Origin of the sequence: Pseudarthrobacter equi (assembly GCF_900105535.1) — a bacterium.
In the GTDB taxonomy this organism is placed as follows: domain Bacteria; phylum Actinomycetota; class Actinomycetes; order Actinomycetales; family Micrococcaceae; genus Arthrobacter; species Arthrobacter equi.
In genome coordinates this window covers 3,984,455-3,999,984 of sequence record NZ_LT629779.1, presented here as the reverse complement: position 1 = coordinate 3,999,984, position 15,530 = coordinate 3,984,455, and the positions used below count along the sequence as shown (strand labels likewise).

The following is a 15,530-nucleotide window of genomic DNA, read 5'->3' as shown; positions in this document are numbered from 1 at the left end:
TTGACACGCCGTTTGCCGGGGGCTATCGTACAACCAAATGGTTGTAGATCAGCTCCGCGAGACCGAAATGGACCGCCTCTTCCAGGCGTTCGCCGATTCCACCCGCCGCGACATCGTCCGCAGGGTGACCGTTGGCGAGTTCTCGGTTTCCGGCCTCGCAGCGCTCTACGCCATGAGCTTCGCCGCAGTCCAAAAGCATGTTGCGGTGTTGGAGCGTGCCTCCCTGGTGACCAAGGAGAAGCGCGGAAGGGAGCAGATTGTGCGGGGTAATCATGAAGGCCTGCAGAAAGCCCGCCGGCTGCTCGACGAATACGAACACATCTGGCGGCAACGCGCCGCCCGGATGGCCGACATTCTCGCTGAAGGTTAGGAAGGCATTGCCATGACAGTCATCAGTACGGACAAGAACTTCGAGGCCCTGAGCCTTACCCTGGTTGCCGAGTTCGAGGCCGGCGCGGAACGCGTGTGGCAGCTCTTCGAGGACCCGCGGCAACTGGAGCGCTGGTGGGGTCCGCCCACGTACCCGGCAACGTTCTACCAGCACGACTTTGTGCCAGGCGGCAAGGCCGGCTACTACATGACCAGCCCCGAGGGCGAAAAGTTCCACGGCTGGTGGGAGTTCACCAGTATCCAGGCGCCGCAGCAGCTGGAATTCAACGACGGCTTCGCGGACAGCGACGGCAATCCCACCGGGGAGCACGGAACCAGCCACGCCACAGTGACCCTGGAGCGGCTCGGGGACCGCACCCGGATGACCATGCTCTCCGCCTTCGAGTCCGAAGAGCAGCTGGAACAGATGATGCAGATGGGCATGGAAGAAGGCCTCAAGGAGGCCGTCGGCCAGATGGACAGCATCCTCGCCGAGCACGCCAACGCCTGACGAGGCGGGCTGACTGCGCCGCACACAAAAGAAGCGGACGACGCCGGAGCCTCCCGGCGTCGTCCGCTTCCGTGTGCCTGGGCTGCTGCCGTGCGGGTTACGTCGCTGGCGCCTCCCGCCAGGCGGTCCAGCCCACCAGCCGGACAGAATCCAGCGCGGCAAGGTCTCCCTGCGACGCTTCCCGGCGCCGTTGCGCCTCGGCGGGCAGCCCAACCTTGGCTTCCGGGGAAAGCGGCAGGATCTCAAGGATGACGTCGGCACCGGGCCCGATTCCGGCGTCGGACACGTTAAGGACCCAGGGGGAGCCGTCCCAGAACCTGTCGGCCACCACCGCGCCGTCCACCAGCAGCCGGGCCACGTCCCCGGCCCAGTGGATTTCCAGCTCGGTGTGCGCTCCGGCCAGCGCCTGGACGGGAAGAGGCAACCGGTAGGCCCGGGCCAGCTCAGTGATCACCGCAGGGTCCGGCGCCGCGGCCCGGTTGGCGGAGGAGCCGTAGGTTGCGGGGGCAGGGCCTGCTGCCTTGACCAGCTCCGCGGCAACGTCGACGCTGGCTGCGGCCGGGAGTACCGGCAGTGTGGCTGCGGGTTCGAATGAGCGTGCCCCCGGGCGGTAGCGCAGTACTTCAGCAGCGGCCCGGGACCGGCCCGCCAGGTTGCCGCGGCCATCCAGCCACACCGGATCGCCGGAAAGGACCAGTTCGCGCCGGGCGGGGCTGCCCAGGACCCAGGCGGTGTCCACAACTTCTGCCGGGAGGACCAGGATGTCCAGCCGGGCCTCCCCGTGGCGGGCGGTGGCCACTACGGGTTCGTTGCCGTGGATCCGGTAGGAGCCCGCAGCGTCCGATCCTCCAGCACCATGAACCTCTGTTCCGGCGGCGAAGCAGAGTTCCACGGGTATTCCGGGCTCGGCCGCTAGGACCAGGGTGGGCAGCGAATCCGGGTCCTCGGCGGACGGCTCCAGGCATGTCAGTGGAGAGGCCGTGGCCCAGGCGATGGTCACGCCGGCCACCTCGAGGTTCACGGGCCAGTGCGCCACGGTGCCCGCCGGGATGTCCACCGGCTGCCCCGGAAAGGTGACCGGGCCGGCGTCGAGCGCTACCTCGAAGCGGGCGTCGTGGTAGGTGGGCAGCGGAATGTGCGGCTGGTGCCACGTGATGAACACAAAGCCGGCGGTGCCGTCGCTCCGGAGCGCCCAGCGAAGGGTGGTGGTGTCCTCGATACCGTGCGGCAGGGCCCCGGGAAGGGATGACGGCATCTGGGCCAGCCGGTCGCCGAAGGCTGCCAGGAAGGCGTGCTGCTTGCGCAGGGCAGCGAAGCTGGCGGCCAGCCGGCCGGACGCGCCGATGGGGGCGTGGAAGTCGTAATCGAACCGGGGCAGGTCGTTCGGGTAGCCGGTGTCCTGGGATTCCTGGAGGCCGTCGGATGGGTTCATCCCGCCGGCGAACATGTAGTAGCCCTGCCAGGCCGAGCCGTTGCCGATCTTGTTGTGCGCCACGGCGGCCACGTCCAGCCCCTGCGGCCAGGGGCGGCGCTGGTAAGCCGTGGCCATGCCACCGGCCAGCTCGCACGTGGCCGGCGGGAAAAGCACCGACGGCGTACGGGGTGCAGGTGCCGCTGCGCCAGTCCCGCCGCCCGCGCTGCCTGCATCCCCGGCACCGTTACCCACGAACTCGCGGATGTCGGCGCCGATGCCCGGATCGTCCCACACATGGCTGAAGAAGTAGTGCTCCCTGAACGTGGGATCCCAGGGGGCGTCCGCATCCACCCAGAACCCATCGCCGTAGCCGCCGAACAGGGGGAGGACCTCCCCGGCCGGCAGGTCGGCGCCGCCCCAGGCCGTGGCGGTCCAGATGGGTGCGGTCAGGCCGGCGTTCCTGGCCAGTTTCTTGAGCTCCACGAAGTGGCCGGGCTGGTCGTACAGCTCGTTTTCCAGCTGGATGCCCATCACGTTGGTGTCCGGCCCGGTCAGCTGGTGGAGTTCTTCCCCGAGGTGCCCGAACCAGCCCTTCACCAGTTCCAGGTAGGCGGGATCGTTGGTGCGATGCTGCACCGGAGCCTCCTGCACCCAGTCCGGAAAGCCGCCGTTGCGGACCTCGCCGTGGCACCAGGGACCGATGCGCAGCACCACGTCCAGGCCGATCTCCGCGCACAGGCGGACGAACGCACCCACGTCCAGGCCGCCGTCGAACCTTACCTTGCCCTCGGTCTGCTCATGGTGGATCCAGAATGCGTAGGTGGCCACCACCGTGATGCCGCCGGCCTTCATCAGCCGCAGCCGCTCCTCCCACCGCGCCCGCGGCACCCTGCTGTAGTGCAGCTCGCCGGACACGGGAAGGACTGGCTGCCCGTCCGCCTCCAGGTAGCGGTTGGTGACGCGGTAGCGGCGGTGCCGGTCATGGGTGTTGCTCATGGCCGGCAACGTCAGGGGAGTTTCCCATGGCGTGTGGGCGGCGCGCAGGACGGACGGGGAACCGCTGGAGGGTGATGGCATGGGAGGAAGTATTGCACACTCGGGAAACGTTTTCTTGAGGCGGTTGCTGCTGGGCGTTGAACCCGGCGGGATGCTTCGAAATACTGGGAGGACGGCATCAACCAAGGCAAGGCGGTGACACGGATGGGCGGCGGCGCATCGGAATACCGGAAACGGCTGGAGCGCGCAGCCGAGGTCCGTTCGTACCGAGGGGCGGGCATCAGCTCCGAAGAAGAAGCCGCCCTGGACGCGCTTGACGCCAAGGAACGGGAGAAGCGCCGCAAAGTCAGCGACTCAGCCCGGGCCGAGTACCTGGTGCGCGACGCGATGGCGCAGGGAAAATTCGACGACCTCAAATACGCCGGCAAGCCGATCCCCGGGCTGGGCGAATCCTACGATCCCGACTGGTGGGTCAAGGGCCTGCTGCAGCGCGAGAACATCAGCGGGCTGGGACCGCCCGCCATCCTGCTCAGGGCGGAGGATGCCGGGCTGGACGCCGAGTTGGATGCGCAGTACACCGAACAGCAGGTCCGTGACCTCCTAACTGATTTCAACCGCCGCGTCATTGATGCGCGCCGCCAGCTCCAGGGCGGGCCTCCGGTGGTTACGCAGACCCGAGACGTGGAAGAACAGGTGGAGCGGTGGCGGGCCAGGCGTGCCGCACGGACGCCTGAGGTGGTGGAGGAGCCCGTTCCGGAGCGTTCCTGGTGGCAGCGGCTGTGGAAGGGGCCGGGCTAGGCCGCCGGGTTCGCCAGTTGGTACAGCTCGCAGAGGGCGTTGTAGTACCTGCTGGTCTGCCCCTGGTGGAGCAGGCCGATCCTGGGGCACACACTTTGCGACGCCGCGTTGGCGGGGTTGGTTACCGCCACCACTTTGGGCAGGCCGCCTGCGAACGCGTAGCGGAGGACCGCCGCCGCGGCCTCGGTGGCGTAGCCCTTTCCCCAGTGGTCCGGGTGGAAGTGCCAGCCGATCTCCGTGTCGCCCGAGGGCTGCAGGGGAGTTCAGCGCCCGACGCCGGAATGGATTTGAGGAGCAGCGTCCCGGCGAGTGCGGGCCGGCTGTGTCCGGGGATCTTTGGCTGCGCGGGGTTTGTTTGCTGCGCGGGGTTCGATGGTTGGGCTGTGCCTTTCAGCCGCACGGCCCAGACGGCGTGGACCGGATGGTCCATGGCCCGCCACGCCCGGATGCGGTCCTCGGCCTCACCGCGGTCCGCCATTACGCGGGGCGGGTTTCCGATGAAGCGCTGTACCTCCCAGCGGGAGTACAGATCCAGCACAAAGTCAGCATCCTCGGGCTCCCAGGGCCGGAGGATCAGCCGCTCTGTTTCAAGGTTCTCCACGCCGTTCATTGTGCCCGTGATCGCCCCGGAAGCAATGCTTTTCGACGTAGGGCTTGTGGGCGGCAGGTTCAGGCAGCCTGCCTGCGTTCCTACCGCTTGGGCGCGGGGGTGGGTGCCGGAACCGGACCGATCATCGACTGGGGAGGCCCCGGGAATGCCGCAGCCGGATACAGCGGGACGGCCTTCAGCATGAAGTACGCCCACTGCGGGCCGGCGATCATGTACCCATCGAGGCGGGGATAGAACGTTCCGTTGATGGTGACGTTCTGGCCTGCACGTTTCTGCCCCTCAAGTGCGTCCCCGAAGAAGGATGCTGTGGCCAGTCCGCTGGTGTACCCAACAATCCAGGTGGCGCCGTTGTTGTTCGAGGTGCCGGTCTTGGCGGCCGTTGGCCACTTGTCGTGAACCTTCGGCTGGATCCAGAAGCCCGAACCCCTCACCAGCACGTCCTGGAGGACGCTGTTGACGCCGCGTGCCACCTCCGGCTTCACGGCATCCCTGCACTCGGTTGTTTGGGCGGGAAGCTTTCCACCCGTGGCGTCCTTGATGTCCAGCAGGGCGATGGGGTTGCAGTAGCGGCCGTCGTTGGCGAAGGTGGCGAAGGCGTTGGCAAGGTGGAGGGGTGCCACGCCGGTGGCTCCGAGCAGATTGCCCAGCTGGTGCATGTTGATGGGTGTCCCGTCCAGGCCGCTGTGCAGGCCCACTGCGTCAACCATCTTTTGAATGCCGCAGAAATCCAGCTGCGCCGCTGACGCGAAGGTGGCCGTATTGATCGAGTTGTAGAGGCCGTAGTTGATGGGCATCTTCCGGTAGAAGCCCTCCTCCGAATTCTGCAGGTCATCCGCCGCACCCAGCTCGGGGTTGTTTTGCGCTGTGCTGTAGGCGCCCAGCACCTTGCCGCAGCTGGAGCGCCACGGGAAACCAAGCGGATAAACCCGCCGTGAAGCATCAATTTCGGTGGTCAGGGACTTGCCCTCGTTGAGCCACTCGGCGAAGGTGAACGGCTTCATGGTGGAACCGGTCTGGAAGCCGCCTGCCCCGTTCAGGTCGTTCCCCTGCGGATCGCGGGCATCCACGTTGAAGTTCAGCTGCGTGTCGAACTTGCCCGGTTCGGGCAGGAACACGGTGTTCTGCGCCATGGCCAGGATCTTGCCCGTTCCCGGTTGCACCGTGACCAGGGCTGCACCCCACTTGTCCGGATTGGCGCCCGCTGTGCTGTCCACCTGGGCCTGCGCCGCCGCCTGCAGCCTGCTGTCCAAAGTGGTGACGATCGTCAGTCCGCCGCGGTAGAGCTTGCGCTCGCGCTCCACTTCGTTGGGCCCGAAGGCGGGGTTGTTGAGGATGAGGTGGGAGATGTAGTCGCAGAAGTAGGGGGCCATGGCGGCGTTGGCGCAGCCCTGACGTTCAGGGGTGATCTTGAGTTCCACCGGCGTGGCTTTTGCTTCGTCATGCTGCGCCTGCGTGATCCTCTTGAGGCGAAGCATCTCGTCAAGGACCTGGTTGCGGCGGGCCAGCGAGTTCTCGGGGTTGATGGCCGGGTTGTAGAAGGTGGGACTGTTGACCAGGCCGGCCAGGAGGGCGGCCTGCGGCAGCGTGAGGTCTTTTGCGGTGGTGCCGAAGAAGTAACGTGCCGCCGCCTCGACGCCATACGCATCGCTGTTGAAGAAGACGATGTTCAGGTACCCCTCAAGGATCTGGTCCTTGCTGTACTTCTTTTCCAGGGCGATGGCCAGCCGCATCTCCCGCAACTTGTCGCCCATGTCCTTCTGGCCGCTCAGGACCACTTCGTCCGGCCGGTCCTGGGACAGCCGCGCCTCATTGACCACGTTGGTGACGTACTGCTGCGTGATGGTGGACGCGCCCTGCTGGTCCCCTTTCGTCACGTTAGCGATCACCGCCCGGAGGATGCCCTGGGGGTCGATTCCCGCGTGCTCGTAGAACCTGCTGTCCTCAATGGAGATGATGGCGTCCTTGATATACGGCGACATCTGGTCCAGTGGAATCCGCACGCGGTTCTCGGCGTAGAACGTGGCGATCGGCTGGCCGTCGGAGGTGAGGACCCTGGTGGATTGCGACGGCGGCTGGACCGTCAGCTCTTTGGGCAGGCCCTCGAAGAATCCGATCGAATTGCTGACTCCGATCCCGGCTGCCGCAACTGCCGGGACAACCAGGCTGGCCACCAGCACGCCACACATGGCACTGGCTGCGAGGAACCCCAGGAATCGTCCCAGGGCGGCGCCGAAACCGCTTCTGCGCTTCTTCTTCTTCGCCATCTATCAGCCCTCAAGCTTGGAGGTGCGTCCAGCCTACGCCGCTGGGATGGGCTGATCCAGAACTTCGAAGGTCAGGATACGGTCACAAAAAATCCTTGACCGGCGATACTTAACGACATATCGTTAAGTATCGCCGAAGAGATCGGCGTAAATAAGAAGATTGAAAGGCGGATGCCATCATGAGAGGCATTTCTGACGAAAAATTCCCTGGCCCAGAGTTCGCAAGGGGCCGGTTTGAACGGGGCAGGGGACGCCGGGGACCGCATGGTCACCGCGGCGGCGGCGGCGGGTTCGGCCCAGGTTTTGGTCCCGGGTTCGGCCCTGGTTTTGGTCCAGGCTTTGGCCCGGGTTTCGGTCCGGGATTCGGGCGTGGAGGGCGGCGGGCAAGCCGTGGTGACGTTCGCGCCGCCATACTCTCGCTCCTGGCGGAGTCACCGTCGAATGGTTACGGGCTGATCAAGACCATCGCCGAAAAGACCGAAGGAGCCTGGCGACCAAGCCCGGGCTCCATCTACCCCACGCTCCAGCAACTGGTGGACGAAGGGCTGATCGAGGCCATGAGTGAAGGCCGCGGCACCGAGTTCTCGCTCACCGAATCCGGCCGGGAGTACGTGGCCGGGCACGCGGAGGAGATGGACAGTGCATGGAACGCGGTCCCGGAAGGATCGGACCGCGAGTTCCACCACAGCATCGGCAAACTGATGGGCGTTATCCACCAGTTCCGGGGCGGTGTCACTGAGGAGCAGCGGACCGCCGCCATCGAGAAGCTGGACGAAACCCGGCGCGCGCTCTACAAAATCCTGGCGGACTAGTGGCGGGGCTGCCGGAGTACGGGCGGCCGTCAGGCGAAAGTATCTTCCTTTGCCTGACGGTCCGGGCCCTGGGTGCCTGAAACCTCGCGGTTTGAACCCTCGGCGGCCTGGCGGTCTGCGGAGTGCCCGCCGGCCGGAATGTGGCCGAATACCGCCCGCAGCGGGTTGAAGCCGGCGCCCACCTCGTTGAACGCGTAGGCGCTCTCGGCGTGCTCGGACAGGTCCACGCCAGCCGTTTCGGCTTCGTGGCTGACCCGGAAGCCGATGGTCTTGTTGATGGCGCGGCCGATCACCAGGGTGCCAAGCCCTGAGACCAACAGCGTGATGACTACCGCAGCCGTCTGGGCAATGAGCTGCTGCACGCCGCCGCCGTAGAAAAGACCCCCGGCCTGGCCGGCTGACGGCAGGGCAATGAACCCGAGCGCCAGGGTGCCGATGAGTCCGGCGCCGAGGTGGACACCCACCACGTCCAGGGAGTCATCGAGCCCGAAGCGGTACTTGAGGTCAACGAAGACGGCGCATGCAGCACCTGCCACCAGGCCCAGGCCGATTGCGGCCACCGGGCTGATGTTGGCGCAGGAAGGTGTGATAGCAACGAGGCCGGCCACCACGCCGGAGGCGGCCCCCAGGGAAGTGGGGTGGCCGTGGCGCATCTTCTCGGTCACCAGCCAGCTGAGCATTGCTGCGGCAGGTGTAACCAGGGTGTTGATCCAGATAAGGCCTGCCTGTTCGGCGCTGGTCGCCGCGCCACCGTTGAATCCGAACCAGCCGAACCACAGCAGGGCCGCACCCAGCATGATGAAAGGGAGGTTGTGGGGGCGGTGGTTGGGGTCTTTCGCGAAGCCGTGGCGCTGGCCCACGATGACGGCGAGCACCAGCGCGGCTGTGCCGGAGCTGATTTCCACCACGGCGCCACCAGCGAAGTCGATGACTTGGCCGAAAATGGCCGTCACTGCACCGCCGGCGCTCATCAGTCCGCCGCCCCAGATCATGTAGGCGAGGGGGCAGTAGATCAGGGTGATCCAAACCGGCACGAACACGGCCCAGGCGCTGAACTTGGCACGGTCTGCAATAGCGCCGCTGATCAGAGCCACGGTGATGATGGCGAAGGTTGCGCTGTAGCCGGCCTTGATCAGGTCCGGGGAGCCCATCAGGTTCTGCAGCCCGAAATTGGTGAACGGGTTGCCGAAGATGCCCAGGAAGCCGTCACCGGTGGTCATTGAGTAGCCCCACAGGACCCAGACAACTCCGACGATGCCTGCGGAGATGAAGCTCATCATGATCATGTTCAGCGCGGCCTTGGCACGGGTCATGCCGCCGTAGAAGAGACCGAGCCCGGGGGTCATCAGCAGTACCATCGCTGCCGAGATAAGCAGCCAGACGTGTTGGGCAGAGATCTCCACCGGTGGTCCCTTCGCATGAGATTCAAGGGGGTGATGTGCCACCCCGGCTTTTCCCCCGGGGTCTATTTTTCGTCGCCCATGTTTCATCCGATGCTGTGGAAAGTTGCCGTTACGTTACACAAAACGTGCCTGCGTGAAGTTCGCGTGTCAGCAATGTTTCAGGCATGTAAACGCGCTCCCACCGATACGGCCCCGCCCGTCGTCGTCCGGCCTGCGCGGGCCCGCAACCAAAGGTGCGCAAGGGAATACCAGGGTGAGCTCCCGCCGTCGTGCCCCCGATCGGTCAAGGTTTCCCGCCCGTGAACGGCGACTCACCGCCGTCGGACGCTTCTGCGTGCCGTAGCGTGGCACCATGCCACCGCGGACGAAACTGGGAATGGGCATGGCTGCGTTCACCGTTGGCCCTGCTCCCGGCGTCGAGCTGAGCTGCTATGACTCCGGTGGCGACGGGCCTGCCGTGGTGCTGCTGCACGGTTTGGCGGGGACAGCCCGCGAATTCTTTCCGACGGCGGCCGCGCTCCCCGAGTACCGTGCCGTCCTGGTTGATCTCCGGGGCCATGGGGGCAGCACCCGGGTCCCTCCCGGCGTCGCGCGGTCGGATTATGTTTCGGACGTTGTCAGAATCATCGAGCACGTTGGTGCGCCGGTGGTTTTGGTTGGCCAATCAATGGGAGCGCATACGGCCATGCTCGTCGCGGCGGAGCGCCCCGACCTGGTGGGCGGCCTGGTTCTCCTGGAGTGCGGCGCGGCCGGCGGAGACTTCGACGGTCATGAGGCCATTGGGGAGTACTTCAGGTCCTGGCCGACGCCGTTCAGCAGCCGGGCGGCGGCGCGCAGCTTCCTGGGTGATGGTCCGTTGGCCCGGGCCTGGGCCGAAGACCTCGAGGAACGGGCGGACGGTTTCTGGCCGAGGTTCGATCCGGATGTCATGGCGGAAGCGGCGGCCGGGTTGGCCGCGCCGCGCTGGAAGGAATGGCATGCGGTCCAGGCGCCGGCGTTGGTGGTCTATGGCGGCCGGGGGATGTTCACCGCAGACGCCAAGGACGCGTTCGTTCAGCAAGGTCATCGGGTTTCGCGGGTTGACCTGCCTGAAGCGTCGCATGACGCCCATCTGGACGCTTTCGACGACTGGGTGGGCGCCCTCCGCGGTTTCCTGGACCGTGAGGGGCATGGACAGCGCCCGGACTGCCCCTAGAACTGGCGGGCGTTGGCCAAGACGGGCAGTTTGGTGCGGACGTCCTCAATGACGGCGGGATCGACGTCCACGACGGCGAGTTCCGGCTTTCCGCCCAGCGCAACCAGGGCGCTGCCCAGCGGAGAGATGACGGCGCTGTGGCCGATTCCGGTGGGGGCACTGCCGGCGGGCCCGGCACCGATGGTTTCGGGGTCGCCCTGTCCGCAGGCCACCACGAAGGTGGTGCTGTCCAGGGCCCTGGCGCGCACCAGGAGGTCCCACTGCTCTGCTTTACCCTCGCCGGCACCCCAGGACGCGCAGACGATGTTGACCTGCGCCCCGGCGCGGGCATTGGCCGTAAAGAGGGCCGGGAAACGGACGTCGTAGCAAGTGGCCAGGCCGAAGACCGTCCCGTTGAGCTCAAACGTCACCGGGCTCTGGCCGGCGTCCACCGTCTTGGACTCGGTGAAACCGAAGGCATCAAACAGGTGCACCTTGTCGTATGAAGTATCGAGGCCGGGCCCGGTAACCAGGAGGGTGTTGCGGACGCGGCCGTCCTTACCCGGCGTGAACATCCCGGCGACGATCGCAATGTCCAGTTCGTTGGCGATGGTGCGGACCTTGTCCGCCCACGGGCCGTCCAGCGGCTCTGCGATTTCGGTCAGCGAATGGCCGAAGGCACGCATGGCGGCTTCGGGGAAGACCACCAGCTCCGCGCCAGCAGCCTTGGCCTGCGTGGCGTACTCCCGGATGAGCTCCAGGTTGGCTGTCGTATCGGCGCTGCTGATGATTTGGGCGACTGCGAGGCGCATGGATGAACTCCGATCTGTTGTATCCATCATGCACGCCCATACCCGGGGCTACTGCTTGTAGCCCTCCACCTCGCTGACGGGACGGGTCTCGGCTTCATCGGGATTCTCGCCGGAGTCTTTTTTCGCCCGGCGCTGCCGCAGCAGGTCCCAGCACTGGTCCAGGCTGATCTCCACCTGGCGGAGCCTGGCGTGGTCCGGCGTCTGGCCGTCCCCGGGCCCCTCCCGAAGTGAATGCTCCTCGTCCACGAGGGCCTGGATACGCGTCAGGATGTCTTCGTCGTTCATGCTTTCCCCTTCGTCCGGACCGGTCTCCTCAGCGTACGTAGTCTGTGCTGATGCCACCAGCCCCCGGGCGGTACCATCAAGGTCATGCCCGATGTGCTCGATATGGCAGGACCAATCCTGGAAATGCTGACGTGGATGTGCCTGCCCGTTGGCTTGCTGCTGCTCTTTTATGTGGGCTTCCAGCGACGCTTTGTGCACCCCTGGGAGGTGGCCGAGGCCGTGGTTTACTCGGACCAAACCGGCGTGGGCTTCAGGTGGCTGGACCGTAAACACCTGGTGCACAATGCCCCCATGTCGCCCCATGACATCAGGGACCTGGCGGTGGGCGATACCCTGCCCATTTACTACCATCCCAAGCGCCCCACGCAATGGCAGATCACTCCGCCCGAGGAAGCCGCGAAAACAGCCTCAGTGCTGGGTCGTGTCCTGACGGCCATTGGCTCCGTGGCGCTGCTGGCAGGCTTCGTCCTGCCCATGTTCTAGCCGGCGGCTTCCCGGGCGTCACCCGGCGAGCACCACACCGATCCCCAGGACTCCCAGGGCAATACCGGTGAAAGCCGTCCAGAGCACCGCGGTGATGTCAGCGTCCACGTGTTCCTGGGAGACGCCGTGCGACTTGGCGCCGTACCGCCTGCGCTGCGTGAGGTAAATGGCCAGGGCAGCCCCGGCAGAGACCCCGAACAGCAGCAGGATGGGAAGCCCGTGGTGCGGCAGCCAACGCAGGAATAGTGCGCTCGCCGTCACCAGTGCCAGCATGGTCCGGCCCCAGGCCAGCGAGGTGCGCTCCGGCTGCAGGCCCGGATCACCGTGGGTATCTCCCGTTGGAAGGTACGGCGCCACAGGAGTCAGCGCCAGAGCACAAAAACGAGGACGACGGCGGCCGCCACCGCGCCTGCCCCGGCCAGCAGGGGCACAATAAGCGGCAGGGGGAGGGGCGCCTTGTGCCGCATGCTGCGTTCCACGCGGAGCCACCTCAGCGCGGCCCCGGCACTGAGCAGCATGCCCAGCAGGAGCAGCACGATGGCCAAGCCCTTGCGGACGGGTTCCAGGAACAGGTCCGAGGTGAACGCCTCGATGGCGATGCCGCCAGCCAGCAGGGCCAAGGAAGTCCGGATCCAGGCGAGGAACGTCCGTTCGTTGGCGAGGGTGAACCGGGGGTCCGGTTCCTCGCCGCCGGGCAGCAGCCGTTCGGCAATCTTGCCGCGCGACGGCGGTGCCTCGTCTCCCGGAGCGTGCTGGCTGTTGGTCACGGTGCCAGTTTAGCGGCGCGGTAGTCCGCGCCCCCGGCACGGGCCGTTGCCTACGCGGATCTCCGCAGCGCCGCCCGTGAGGCGAGGTGTTCGCCGATGGGCAGGGCCGCCGTCGCTGCCGGGGACGGGGCGTTCAGGACGTGGATCATCCTGTCGGTCTCGGCGAGCAGGAAATCGTGGATGAGGGTGCCGTCCCGGCGTACCGCCTGGGCCCTGATTCCTGCCTCGTACGGCAGCAGGTCTGCCTTGGCCAGCCCGGGGGCGTACTTCCGGCACTCCTGCAGGTAGCTGCCTTTGAACAGGGAATTGCGGACCTCCCGGACGGCAGTCACTGCGTTGGCGCGGGCCACGTGCCACAACCCGGGGAACTTCGCGTAGCGGGCCACATCACGGAACTCCACCGAGAATTTGGGGTATCCCTCCCGGGCCATTCCCAGCACGGCGTTGGGGCCAACGGTGATGGTGCCCTGCACCGTGGGGGTGAGGTGGACGCCGAGGAACGGCAGCGCAGGATCCGGGACGGGGTAAATGAGATGGCTGACGTAGCCGGACTTCTCGGCAGGAAGCTCGAAGTACTCTCCGCGGAAGGGGATGATCTGGACGTCGATAACCACCCCGGCGGCCTCTGCGAGCCGGTCCGACTGCAGCCCCGCGCAGGCCACAAGCTGCCTGCAGGAGTAGCCCCCGGCCTCAGTGCGGACGTCCACACGGTCCGTGTGTTCGGAAATGGCGGTGACGCGGGCCTTGGTGATCACCTGCCCGCCCGCCTTTTCCACCAGTTGCGCGAGCTTCCGCGCCACCGCGGGGTAGTCCACGATGCCGGTGCTGGGAATGAACAGGGCGCCGAGCCCGGTGACATTCGGCTCGCGCCGGAGGAGTTCCTGCCGGTCCAGCCGTTCACAGTCCAGTTCGTGGACCGCCGCCCGGTCCTCGAGCTGCGCCAGCCGCTCCAGCTCCAGCGGGGTGGTGGCCACCAGCAGCTTTCCGGGCTCGCGGTACGGGATGCCGTGCTCCTGGCAGAACTCCTTGGTCTGCTGCGCGCCGGCTTTGCTGAACCTGGCCTTCAGGCTGCCGGGGGCGTAGTAGATTCCCGAATGGATGACGCCGCTGTTGTGCCCGGTCTGATGCGCAGCGAGGGTATCCGCCGCTTCCAGCAGGACCAGGGACGCATCAGGTTCCCTGCGCAGCAGCTGGTACGCGGTGGCCAGGCCAACGATGCCGCCGCCGATAATGCAGTAGTCCACGTGCTCCACAGGGAAAATTCTGCCCCATGACGTCGGTGGCCGCAGGTACCGGCGCCTGGCGGGTTATGCCGGGTCAGCCGGCGCTTCGCGGGGCAAACATGATCACTGCCACCCCCAGCAGGCAGATGACCGAGCCGGCCACGTCCCACCGGTCGGGCCGGAAACCGTCGAAAATCATTCCCCAGGCGAGGGAACCGGCAACGAACACCCCGCCGTAGGCGGCCAGGATCCGGCCGAAGTGGGCGTCCGGCTGGAGGGTGGCCACAAAGCCGTAGGCGCCCAGGGCAATCACACCAAGTCCCGCCCACCACCAGTCCTTGCCTTCCCGGACTGCCTGCCACACCAGCCAGGCCCCGCCGATTTCTGCCACAGCGGCCAGCACGAACAGCACGATGGTCTTGAGGACGCTGACAGTTTCTTCCGGGATAACCACCCGGCCATCATGCCAGCCGGGAATGCAGGCAACGGGGAATGCCACCGGGCAGCCGGAGGTTGGGGCAGGTATGGAGCGCATAGGATTCCTTTCATTCGGCCACTGGGGACCCGGCCAGGGTTCCCGCACCAGGACTGCGGGCGAGGCGCTGGTGCAGGGCATCGAATTAGCCGTAGCCGCCGAGGAACTCGGTGTGGACGGTGCCTTCTTCCGGGTCCACCACTTCGCCCGCCAGCAGGCCTCGCCGTTTCCGCTACTTGCGGCCATCGCAGCACGCACCCGCCGGATCGAAATCGGTACCGGTGTCATTGACATGCGTTACGAGAACCCGCTCTATATGGCGGAGGAAGCGGCAGCCACTGACCTGATCAGCGGCGGCAGGCTCCAGCTCGGCATCAGCCGCGGCTCACCCGAGCCGGCCCGGCAGGGTGCGTCAGCTTTCGGCTACGTGCCCCGGGACGGCGAAACCGACGCCGACATGGCACGCCGCCACACCGAGCTGTTCCGCAAGGCGATCACGGGGGCGGGAGTGGCTGACCCCGATCCCCGGTATGCCGGTGGTGCCACGGGCCTCCTGCCCGTGCAGCCGCAGTCGCCCGGACTGGCGGAGCGGATCTGGTGGGGAGCCGGCACCCGTAAAACGGCCGTCTGGGCGGCGGAGCTCGGCATGAACCTGATGAGCTCCACCCTGCTCACCGAGGACACCGGCGTGCCCTTCCACGAACTCCAGGCGGAACAGATCCAGCTGTTCCGGGATACCTGGCAGGCAGCCGGCCACTCCCACCAGCCAAGGATCTCGGTCAGCCGCAGCGTGCTGCCCATCGTGGACGACGAGGACCGCCGCTACTTTGCCGGCAGCGCCCTCCGCGACGGCCGGGACCAGGTGGGCATCATTGACGGGCTCACGGCGCGGTTCGGAAAAAGCTATGTGGGTGAGCCCGACCGGCTCGCGGAGGAACTGGCGGCGGACACCGCTGTCCAAGCGGCTGACACCCTGCTGCTGACCGTCCCCAACCAGCTAGGCGTGGATTTCAACGCCAAGCTCCTTGGCCACATTGCGCAGTTCGTGGCCCCGTCCTTGGGATGGAGCCGGTAGGCGGCTGGGAACCTTTGACGAGACCGAACCGTTACTCTTAAAGTGCGGTGTGGGGGCTT

General features: G+C 66.5%; 17 protein-coding genes and 2 pseudogenes. 7 read left to right on the top strand and 12 right to left on the bottom strand.

Features of this window, described 5'->3' with window-relative positions; genetic code table 11:
- The first annotated feature begins 37 nt into the window (after nt 1-37).
- Together BLT71_RS18225 and BLT71_RS18220 are read left to right on the top strand one after the other, a co-directional pair.
- Nucleotides 38-370, top strand: coding sequence for an ArsR/SmtB family transcription factor (locus tag BLT71_RS18225; RefSeq protein ID WP_091723130.1), 333 nt, complete (start codon nt 38-40; stop codon nt 368-370).
- A gap of 12 nt (nt 371-382) precedes the next feature.
- Nucleotides 383-880: an SRPBCC family protein gene (locus BLT71_RS18220; protein WP_091723128.1), complete on the top strand. Its 498-nt coding sequence runs from the start codon at nt 383-385 to the stop codon at nt 878-880.
- 97 nt (nt 881-977) lie between these two features.
- Here BLT71_RS18220 and BLT71_RS18215 read toward each other — a convergent pair whose 3' ends face one another.
- On the bottom strand, nt 978-3,371 hold the full coding sequence (locus tag BLT71_RS18215; RefSeq protein ID WP_091723127.1) for a beta-galactosidase: 2,394 nt from the start codon (nt 3,369-3,371) through the stop codon (nt 978-980).
- 123 nt (nt 3,372-3,494) lie between these two features.
- Between BLT71_RS18215 and BLT71_RS18210 the strand changes: the two genes are divergently transcribed.
- Nucleotides 3,495-4,088 (top strand): DnaJ family domain-containing protein, encoded by a 594-nt coding sequence (locus BLT71_RS18210; RefSeq protein ID WP_091723125.1) that lies wholly within the window; start codon nt 3,495-3,497, stop codon nt 4,086-4,088.
- Here BLT71_RS18210 and BLT71_RS20940 read toward each other — a convergent pair.
- The 4 genes and pseudogenes from BLT71_RS20940 to BLT71_RS18200 all read right to left on the bottom strand — a co-directional run bounded on the left by BLT71_RS20940 (nt 4,085) and on the right by BLT71_RS18200 (nt 6,962).
- Entirely contained in the window at nt 4,085-4,219 is a 135-nt protein-coding gene (locus BLT71_RS20940; RefSeq protein WP_269457139.1) for a hypothetical protein, read from the bottom strand. The genes BLT71_RS18210 and BLT71_RS20940 overlap by 4 nt on opposite strands.
- Nucleotides 4,220-4,321, bottom strand: a pseudogene (locus tag BLT71_RS20935) (GNAT family N-acetyltransferase); the annotation flags it as partial. It lies immediately after the preceding gene.
- Nucleotides 4,322-4,530: 209 nt separating this feature from the next.
- Nucleotides 4,531-4,698: pseudogene (locus tag BLT71_RS20930) on the bottom strand (GNAT family N-acetyltransferase); the annotation flags it as partial.
- 80 nt (nt 4,699-4,778) lie between these two features.
- Nucleotides 4,779-6,962, bottom strand: coding sequence for a transglycosylase domain-containing protein (locus tag BLT71_RS18200; RefSeq protein ID WP_091723124.1), 2,184 nt, complete (start codon nt 6,960-6,962; stop codon nt 4,779-4,781).
- A 179-nt stretch (nt 6,963-7,141) separates the two neighbouring features.
- Here BLT71_RS18200 and BLT71_RS18195 point away from each other — a divergent pair, with 179 nt between their 5' ends.
- Nucleotides 7,142-7,774, top strand: a complete 633-nt coding sequence (locus tag BLT71_RS18195; protein WP_091723122.1) for a PadR family transcriptional regulator — start codon at nt 7,142-7,144, stop codon at nt 7,772-7,774.
- Nucleotides 7,775-7,803: 29 nt separating this feature from the next.
- Here the strand turns inward: BLT71_RS18195 and BLT71_RS18190 are convergent, their stop codons facing one another.
- A complete protein-coding gene (locus BLT71_RS18190) occupies nt 7,804-9,177 on the bottom strand; it encodes an ammonium transporter (RefSeq protein WP_091723121.1) in 1,374 nt (457 codons plus the stop codon).
- Nucleotides 9,178-9,559: 382 nt separating this feature from the next.
- Between BLT71_RS18190 and BLT71_RS18185 the strand changes: the two genes are divergently transcribed.
- Nucleotides 9,560-10,372 (top strand): alpha/beta fold hydrolase, encoded by an 813-nt coding sequence (locus BLT71_RS18185; RefSeq protein ID WP_091724166.1) that lies wholly within the window; start codon nt 9,560-9,562, stop codon nt 10,370-10,372.
- Here the strand turns inward: BLT71_RS18185 and BLT71_RS18180 are convergent.
- Nucleotides 10,369-11,163, bottom strand: coding sequence for a carbon-nitrogen hydrolase family protein (locus tag BLT71_RS18180; protein WP_091723119.1), 795 nt, complete (start codon nt 11,161-11,163; stop codon nt 10,369-10,371). The two genes, BLT71_RS18185 and BLT71_RS18180, sit on opposite strands and share 4 nt — an antisense overlap.
- A gap of 48 nt (nt 11,164-11,211) precedes the next feature.
- Entirely contained in the window at nt 11,212-11,448 is a 237-nt protein-coding gene (locus tag BLT71_RS18175) for a DUF2630 family protein (RefSeq protein ID WP_091724165.1), read from the bottom strand.
- Between the two features lie 84 nt (nt 11,449-11,532).
- On the opposite strand from BLT71_RS18175, the gene BLT71_RS18170 reads away from it, so the two are divergent.
- Complete coding sequence (locus tag BLT71_RS18170) at nt 11,533-11,931, top strand: hypothetical protein (protein WP_091723118.1); 399 nt, start codon at nt 11,533-11,535, stop codon at nt 11,929-11,931.
- Nucleotides 11,932-11,949: 18 nt separating this feature from the next.
- Here the strand turns inward: BLT71_RS18170 and BLT71_RS18165 are convergent, their stop codons facing one another.
- The 4 genes from BLT71_RS18165 to BLT71_RS18150 all read right to left on the bottom strand — a co-directional run bounded on the left by BLT71_RS18165 (nt 11,950) and on the right by BLT71_RS18150 (nt 14,375).
- Nucleotides 11,950-12,288: a DUF202 domain-containing protein gene (locus BLT71_RS18165; protein ID WP_091723116.1), complete on the bottom strand. Its 339-nt coding sequence runs from the start codon at nt 12,286-12,288 to the stop codon at nt 11,950-11,952.
- A 5-nt stretch (nt 12,289-12,293) separates the two neighbouring features.
- Nucleotides 12,294-12,698, bottom strand: a complete 405-nt coding sequence (locus BLT71_RS18160) for a YidH family protein (protein ID WP_091723114.1) — start codon at nt 12,696-12,698, stop codon at nt 12,294-12,296.
- A 50-nt stretch (nt 12,699-12,748) separates the two neighbouring features.
- Nucleotides 12,749-13,951 (bottom strand): L-2-hydroxyglutarate oxidase, encoded by a 1,203-nt coding sequence (lhgO, locus tag BLT71_RS18155; RefSeq protein WP_091723113.1) that lies wholly within the window; start codon nt 13,949-13,951, stop codon nt 12,749-12,751.
- A 64-nt stretch (nt 13,952-14,015) separates the two neighbouring features.
- A complete protein-coding gene (locus tag BLT71_RS18150) occupies nt 14,016-14,375 on the bottom strand; it encodes a YnfA family protein (protein WP_091724157.1) in 360 nt (119 codons plus the stop codon).
- A 70-nt stretch (nt 14,376-14,445) separates the two neighbouring features.
- Here BLT71_RS18150 and BLT71_RS18145 point away from each other — a divergent pair, with 70 nt between their 5' ends.
- Entirely contained in the window at nt 14,446-15,471 is a 1,026-nt protein-coding gene (locus BLT71_RS18145) for an LLM class flavin-dependent oxidoreductase (protein ID WP_091723111.1), read from the top strand.
- Nucleotides 15,472-15,530 lie beyond the last annotated feature (59 nt).